Genomic DNA, 7,470 nt, shown 5'->3' on the forward strand with positions numbered 1-7,470 from the left:
GTGCCAGGGGGATGACCTCGGGCTCGGGCCGAGGGGGCGGCAGGGCCTGCTCCGGCCACGCCCAGGCGGCGGCGCGGCGTTGCACGCGCAGGGCCACCAGCTCACGGCGCTCCAGCGCCTGCGCCAGCCGCTCCCGCACACGGGCGTCCTGCCGGGCGCGCTCCAGCGAGCTGACGTTCCACGGGAGGATGCCGCCCAGGGCCTCGTACATCTCCAGCAGGGGCCTGCGGGCGGAGGTCAGCCAGTGGTCGAGCTGCCAGGTGATGTGCTCGGCCGGGACGCACTCCCGCTCGTCGAGCGCCGTCACGGCGCGCAGGACGAGCAGCTCGTACTCTTCGGCGCCAGAGCGGAGCCGCCAGGGGCCAGGGAAGCCGATTCCAGGGACGGACATGACGACCTTGTCGGGGCTTGAAGACACTCCAAGTGTACCCGGGTCCAGGTGACGCTGCACCCCGGCCTGCACGAAATCTGCACGAACATTCCTTGGCAGCCGCACAAGGGCGCCATCACCGTTGCACGGGGGGCGCACATCCTGCGCCCATGAACGCACCTCCTCCGCTGCCTCCCCGTCCGCCGCGAGCGCCCGAAGGCGCCCTTCGCCGGGCCTTGCGCTGGCTCGTGGCCCACCACGTCTTCGGCAGTCTCATCATCGTCGTCTTCGCCACGGCGGTCATCGCCGGGCAGGTGGCGGACCGGACGGACTTCGCCAACTCGGAGCTGGCCGCCGGGGTGGAGGACCGCTGGGGCGCGCCCGTCACCCAGCCCGCGCCGTCGCTGCGCTACGTGCACAGCGGCACCATCTTCACCGAGCTGAAGCCGCTGCCCTTCGACCGCCAGCACGTCGAGGTGCAGGCGATGATGAACTACCGCAAGCGCGGGCTGCGCTACTTCTCCGGCTTCGACTTCACCCTCAACGCCGACTACGCGGTGGTCAACCGCGAGAGCACCGACATCGACGTGGCGTTCATCTTCCCCATGGAGATGGACAAGTCGCAGGTGCTGCTGTCGGAGCTCCAGTTCCTCGTCGACGGCAAGGAGTCCAGCCTGGACCTGGGCGAGTCCGGCAACCGGCTGGTGTGGACGGGCCGCATCGCCAAGGGCGCCACGTCCCGCTTCACCATCCGCTACCGCGCCCGGGGACTCAATTCGTTCGTGTACCGCCTGGACCCGGCGCTGCCCGCGCGGGACGTGCGCGTCCATGTCGCCGTCGAAGGAGGGGAGAACTACGACTACCCGGCGGGCGTGCTGGCCGCGTCGTCGGTGAACACGACGTCCGACGCGGTGACGCTGGACTGGGCCTTCCAGTCGCTGGAGTCGGGGGTGAACCTGGGCGTCATCCTCCCGTCGGAGAAGACGTTCGACGCGCTGGTGGGCACCATGGCGACCCGGGCCTGGGTGCCCTTCCTGGGGCTGCTCGCGCTGCTGGCGGCCCTGGGGCTGCGCCACCGCCGCTCGCTCGCGCTCCACGAGACGTACCTGCTGGCGGCCGTGTACGGGTTCTTCTTCGTGCTGCTGGCCTACCTGGCGGCCTTCATGAACTTCTACGCCGCCTACGTCCTCTGCGCGGTGGGCCTGGGCGCGGCGGTGGTGGTGTACGTCCGCTGGCTCTTCCCCAAGGAGCGGACGTCCGTGCTCGCGGCGCTGTGGGGCGCCACGCTGGTGGTCCCCACCGGCGCCGTCATCCTCCAGGGCTACACCGGCCTCATCTACACGCTGGAGATTCTCGCCGCGCTGCTGGGGCTGATGGTGCTCTCCACCCGCGCCGGAGTGCGGGCCTTCCTCTCCGACTTGTCCCTGCCCGGTGAGCCGCCACGCGCCGCCGTGGCTCCCGCTGCCTCCACCCCTGTCACCCCGGAAGCGAGCTGATTGCGCCATGTGGACCGTACCGCTCTTCGTTGGACTCCTGCTGACCACGGCCGATGGCTCGGCCGCCAAGACTCCCTCCGGCAGCGCCACCGTGCCGCTCCAGGAGCTGATTCCCCTCTACGCGCAGCGCCAGTCGGCGCCCGCTGAGGCACCTCCGATGGAGGCCCTGGTGAAGAGCCAGCTCAAGGGCCGGCTCACGGCGGATGCCCTCTTCGTGGACGGGCACTTCGACGTGGAGGTGCTCGCGGATGGGCGCTGGACGCAGGTGCGCCTGCTCCAACTCGACGCGGACACGTTCCCGGTTGCGTTGCCCTCGCTGGAGGAAGGCACCGTGGGCGTCGTCGACGGGTACCTCTGCCTGCTCACGCGGAAGGCGGGGCGCTACGTCTTCGACGTGGGCGTCTCCATCCGCTCGCCCGGCGCGGGCCCGGAGCGCCGTGCCCAGCTTCGCTTCGGGCCCCACGCATCCCCGGTGCCGCTGGCGCTGGAGGCGGACACGTCCGTCTTCACGCTCACCGAGCCGCTGGCGTCCATGGGCGGTGAGTCCTACGCCGTCTATCCCGTGCAAGGCGCGCTGCGCGTCGGCTGGCGCGCGTCGGTGGCGCGGGTGGCACAGAGCCAGAAGCAGCAGGTGCGCCCGCCGCTCGAGCCGCGCATCACCGAGGCCACCGCGTCCTGGGTCTCCACGCTGGAAGGCCGCGCCACGCTGCGCGTCAGCTATGCGCTGAGCCTGGACCGCGAGCAGCCGCTGGAGCTGGTGCTGCCGGAAGGGCACCGGTTGGAGCGCGTCACCGTGAACGCCATTCCCGTCCCCGTGGAGTCGCAAGACGGCACCCTGGCGTTGAAGGTCGCTCCCGCGCGGCTGGGAGAGACGGGCGGGACGCTGGAGGTGGTGCTGTCGCGAGAGCTGGGCGTCTTCCACCTCTCCGGCCGGTTGCGGTTGGCGCTGCCGCGAGTCTCCTGGCCAGTGGCGGAGCTCCGCGCGCGAGCGCACTTCCCGGCGGTGTTCAACTACCGGCGCGAGGGCGGCAGCCTGGAGCAGTACGAGTCGACGGAGGCGGTGGCCTCGGAGGCGTCGGGCCTGCCCGGAAAGGCGCTGCACTTCCGCCAGTTCCTGGTGGCGGCGTCCTCGCCCACGCTGGAGCTGGGCTACTCGGTGGACATCTCCGACAGCTACTTCCGCTGAAGCCGAATCACGGGCGCCACCACCGCGAAGGTGGTGCCCGGGGTGGAAGGAAGCAGCTCCAACCTCGCGTGGAAGGCGCGCAGCATGGACTGGGAAATTGTCAGCCCCAGGCCCGTGCCGCCGCGCTCGCGGGCGGTGGTGAAGAAGGCGTCGAAGATGCGCGCGCGGTTCGTCTCGGAGATGCCCTTGCCGTTGTCCTTCACCACCACGCGCACCAGGTCCGCCTCCGGGACCTGCTCCACCGACAGGTCCACGCGGACGGTGTCCCCACCGTGCTGGCGGGCATTGGTGACGAGCTGCCAGAGCACGTCGTCGAGCACCTCCTGCGGCAGGCTCACCTTCAGGCCCACGGGCGGTGCCGTCACGTGGATGTCCGTGGTGCCCGCGGCGCGGGCACGGAGGGCGAGCCCCTCCAGCAGCGGGCCCAGCTCCACGCGCGCGGGCGTGGCCGTCATGGAGTCCGCCCGGGCCAGCTCCAGCAGGCGCTGCACCAGGCGGGTGAGCCTGCGGGCATCCGCGTCCACGTTGGCGAGGAACCGCGCGCGTTGCTCGGGGGACATCGCGTCGGCGCTGTCGCGCAGCAGCTCCACCGCGCCCTGGATGGAGGCCAGCGGCGTCTTGAACTCGTGCGACACGTTGGCCGCGAAGGAGCGGATGTACTGGTTCCTGTCCCGCAGCGCGATGGCCATGCCGGCCAGGGACTCGGAGAGCTCGGCCAGCTCCGCCACCACGGGGCGCGCCATGGGCTCGAAGCCCGCGGGGTCGCTCATGGCGATGGCGCGCGTCTGCTTCACCAGCGCGCGCACCGGCCGGCCCACCAGCGCGGCTGCGGCCAGCGACATCAGCGCCACCGCGCCGAGCAACACGAAGCCCGTGGCGGTGAGGTTCCACCGGTCCGCGTACGTCGCCTTGGCGAACGTCATGGGCGTGCGCGTCAGCACCACCGCGCCCCAGACGCGCTCGCCCTCCAGCACAGGCAGCGCCACCGTGACGCGGATGCCGGTGTCGCGGCTGAGCGACGCCAGCGGGGTGTCCTCGGGATCGGCGACGCGGCGGCGCATCACGCTGACGGGCTCGCCGCGCAGGGCCCGTTGGACTTCCGTGCGGTCCGCCAGGGTCGTCCACAGCAGCGCGGGGCTGCTGCTGGCCACCACCACGCCCTCGGTGTCCACCACGCGGATGCCGGCCAGGGTCGCCGCGCGCACCTGTTCGAGCAGCGGCGTCAGGTGCAGTCCGGCCGCCTGTGACAGCGGCTCCGCGGGGACGCGTGAGGGCTGGGGCGTGTCGCCCGGCGGCAGGGTCGCGTCCGAGGCCCTGAGCGACGGGAGGATGGGGCGCAGGCGCGTGTCGTCGGGGATGGGGAAGGGCCAGGGGGCGGTGCGCTCGCGGCCGTATGCGCCCGCTGGCACGGTGGCGCGCAGCCGCTCGCGGAAGACCTCCGCGACCACCGCGCCCTGGGCAATCAGCTCCGACTCCGTCTGGCGGATGAGCTGGTTGTCGTAGACGCGCACGAAGGCGAGCCCCCCGAGCGTGAGGGCGAACCCCGCGACGCCCACCGCGGCGAACACCAGCCACAAGCGCGGACGCGCGCGGCGCTCAGGGGAGGGCGAGCCGATAGCCAAGGCCATGCACCGTCTCGATGACGTCTCCGCCCGCGCCCGCGAACTTCTGCCGCACCCGGCGCACGTGACTGTCGATGGTCCGGTCGCTGACCACCACGTCGTCGTAGACGCGGTTCATCAGCTCGTCCCGGGTGAAGACCTTGCCGGGGACCCGGAGCAGCGTGGCCAGGAGCTGGAACTCCGTCACCGTGAGCACCACCTCCGTGTCCTGCCACCACGCGCGCCAGCGCTCCGCGTCCATGCGCAGCGGCCCTCGGGCCTGCATCCGCGCCGAGGCTGCTTCGACCTCCGGGGCCGGCGCGGGCCGTGCGCGCCGGAGCACCGCCTTCACGCGGGCCACGAGCTCACGCGGACTGAAGGGCTTGGTGAGGTAGTCATCGCCGCCCAGCTCCAGGCCGAGGATGCGGTCGACCTCGTCATCCCGCGAGGAGAGGAAGACGATGGGCAGCTCGTGCTTGCGCCGGACCTCGCGGCACACGGCGAGCCCGTCCAGCTCCGGCATCATGATGTCCAGGACGATGAGCGCCGGGAGGGTCCGGTCGACCTGTGTCAGGGCGGCGCGGCCATCCGCGGCCTCATCCACCTGGAAGCCTCCCTGCTCCAGGGCGAAGCGGACAATCTCCCTCAGGTGGGGATCATCGTCGACGACCAGGACTGTGGGACGTTCGGCCACGGCTGCTCGGGAGGGGAGGGTTGCGACGGCTGCCGCACTCTACACCCACCCGGGCCGGGGAGACGGCCGGGGCGCAACCCCGGCCGAGAGCAAGACTACCGGCGTGAGCGCCGGCGGGGCCGCGGAATCACCAGCGCCGCGGCGACTAGGAGAATCACTGGAATGAACACGAGCATCGTCTGCGCCGTCACCTTCGCCCCCATCGAGGAAGTGCCGCTACTATGGCGGGCCGGTCTGACGTTCCGCTCGCGGCAATCCTGAAAACAGGGTTTGACGGGACTGTGACAGCGCCCGGCGTCAGAGCAGCTCGCGGGTGATGACCTCGGAGCGCTCCTGGTCGTTCCAGGTGACCTTCCGGGTCTCCCGGCCGTTGAAGTAGATGGCCTCCCGGTCGTTGATGAGCTTCCGGATGGTGATGCGAGCGACGGACTGCTGTTCGTCCACGCCGTGGGTCAGCTCGTACCGGGCGACGTCATGCGGGAACTCGCCCAGGCGGAGGCGCACCTCGCCCAGCATGTCCACGTAGTCCGCCAGCGCCTGCATCTGCCCCAGCGCGCGCCGCATCACCGTGCCCGTGCGCTTGCTGAGCACCCGGTCCCAGAAGAGGTAGCCCGCGCCCAGCGTGGCCGTGCTGGTGAAGAACATGAAGAAGGTGAGCGCTGGATCCAGGTACCGGTTCTGGGTGAGGCCCTGGTGCTTCGAGGCTTCCACCAGGATGTCCTTCATGGCCTCCACGGCCGTGCGGTGGGCCATCTGCGTCCACTCGCGCGCGTCCCGCTCCGCGCCCAGCAGCAGCCAGCAGAGGCCCAGGTGCAGGGCGATGAACGACAGCCGGGCCTTGTCGCGCTCGGTGCCCATGGCTTCCGTGAAGCAGCTCCGCGCGGACTTCAACCGCTCCAGTTGTTCATCGCGGGTGGCCTGGGGGGCGCGCACGGCCTCCAGGTGCAGCCGCCCGGCATGGAAGGGTCCTTCCCGCAGCGGACGGACGTCGCGATGCAACCCGCGAAGGAGGGTGAGCTGGGTTTCGTGGAGGCCGAGGAGCGTCTCTAGCAGAGAGTCCGCGGCGGGAGCCTGAAGCCTGCCGCCCGCGTGCGGTGGAATCGCCAGGACGAGATCATCCCACTTGGCCATGTGCGGACTCCCTGTGGCTGGGCGATACAAGACGTGCGGCAAGCCCCCCACGGATCAGTCTGCCATAACCTCCACGCCATCGAAGAATCTGGACCGCGGTTCACGAGAGAGCGGCATTCTTCAATGAGTCTGTTTTTACTCCCCCGGACCGGACCCTGGCGCATGGCTCAGCCCTGGTCCGGTGGAGGCGCCAGGTACATGCGAAAGCGCGTCACCGGCCGGTAGCCCAGGCGGGTGTAGACGGGCTCGCCCGCGCTCGTGGCGTGGAGGACGGTGCGCTCGGTGCCCCAGTCCTGACGGGCCTTCGCCAGCGCATGTCGCATCACGGCCTCGGCGGCACCTTGCCGGCGGTGTCGCGGCTGGGTCGCGACCAGGGCGACGTAGGCGGCGGAATCCACGCGCAGCACCACCGTGCTGGCCGCGGCCTCTTCGTCGCGGCACGCCACGAAGCCCTGGCAGTCAGGGGTGTAGAGGGTGTCCAGGTCAAGCGCCTCCCGACCGAAGTGCTGGGGGACGTCGTAGCAATGGGCGTTGATGTCGGCCACGGCCTGCCGGCCCCAGGTATCCGTGACGGGACGGACGTTGAATGGAGCCTGTGGGTGGATGGGGGGCGCCAGTCGGTCCGCCACCATGCCGGTGACGGGCATGCCGGACGTGAGGCCGTACCAGGCGAGGATGGAGGGCGCGCTGTCGCGGACGGAGGGCGCCAGCCAGTCATCACAGACGACAAAGCTCCAGCCATGTCGACCGGCGGAGAAGTAGCGCGCCGCCGAGGCCGCGGCGGCGGCGAGCGCCTGCTCCGAATCGACGGGGGCGCGCAGGAAGGCGGCGTTCATCATCGACCACGTGACGTGGCCAGCGGCGATGTAGATGTCGGGGCGCTCCACGACTTCACCCGATGCGCCGCCCAGGGCGAACATCCTCCAGGCTCCACGGAACTGCGCGTTGGACTCGTCAATCTCGACGCGAGAGGGGGTGGGCATCGTCTGTCT

General features: G+C 70.9%; 7 protein-coding genes. 2 read left to right on the top strand and 5 right to left on the bottom strand.

The annotated features are described in order from the left end of the window. Positions 1-391, bottom strand: a 391-nt coding sequence (locus G4D87_RS30005) for a hypothetical protein (RefSeq protein ID WP_163786127.1), incomplete at its 3' end; no start/stop codon positions are given. 149 nt (positions 392-540) lie between these two features. Here G4D87_RS30005 and G4D87_RS30010 point away from each other — a divergent pair. Together G4D87_RS30010 and G4D87_RS30015 are read left to right on the top strand one after the other, a co-directional pair. Further along, the gene (locus G4D87_RS30010) at positions 541-1,866 is read left to right on the top strand and encodes a hypothetical protein (RefSeq protein WP_163786128.1); all 1,326 of its coding nucleotides are present in this window, start codon (positions 541-543) and stop codon (positions 1,864-1,866) included. A gap of 7 nt (positions 1,867-1,873) precedes the next feature. After that, positions 1,874-3,052: a hypothetical protein gene (locus G4D87_RS30015; RefSeq protein WP_163786129.1), complete on the top strand. Its 1,179-nt coding sequence runs from the start codon at positions 1,874-1,876 to the stop codon at positions 3,050-3,052. Here G4D87_RS30015 and G4D87_RS30020 read toward each other — a convergent pair. The 4 genes from G4D87_RS30020 to G4D87_RS30035 all read right to left on the bottom strand — a co-directional run bounded on the left by G4D87_RS30020 (position 3,040) and on the right by G4D87_RS30035 (position 7,461). Then, a complete protein-coding gene (locus G4D87_RS30020; protein WP_163786130.1) occupies positions 3,040-4,680 on the bottom strand; it encodes a sensor histidine kinase in 1,641 nt (546 codons plus the stop codon). The genes G4D87_RS30015 and G4D87_RS30020 overlap by 13 nt on opposite strands. Next, positions 4,649-5,347, bottom strand: a complete 699-nt coding sequence (locus G4D87_RS30025) for a response regulator transcription factor (RefSeq protein WP_163786131.1) — start codon at positions 5,345-5,347, stop codon at positions 4,649-4,651. The genes G4D87_RS30020 and G4D87_RS30025 overlap by 32 nt, the downstream gene beginning before the upstream one ends. Positions 5,348-5,644: 297 nt before the next feature. Then, entirely contained in the window at positions 5,645-6,478 is an 834-nt protein-coding gene (locus G4D87_RS30030) for a hypothetical protein (protein WP_240358722.1), read from the bottom strand. A 167-nt stretch (positions 6,479-6,645) separates the two neighbouring features. Continuing rightward, positions 6,646-7,461 carry a GNAT family N-acetyltransferase gene (locus G4D87_RS30035; RefSeq protein ID WP_163786133.1) on the bottom strand — a complete coding sequence of 272 codons (816 nt, stop codon included), beginning with the start codon at positions 7,459-7,461 and terminating at the stop codon, positions 6,646-6,648. Positions 7,462-7,470: the final 9 nt, after the last annotated feature.

The organism is Myxococcus vastator, from assembly GCF_010894475.1.
GTDB lineage: Bacteria > Myxococcota > Myxococcia > Myxococcales > Myxococcaceae > Myxococcus > Myxococcus vastator.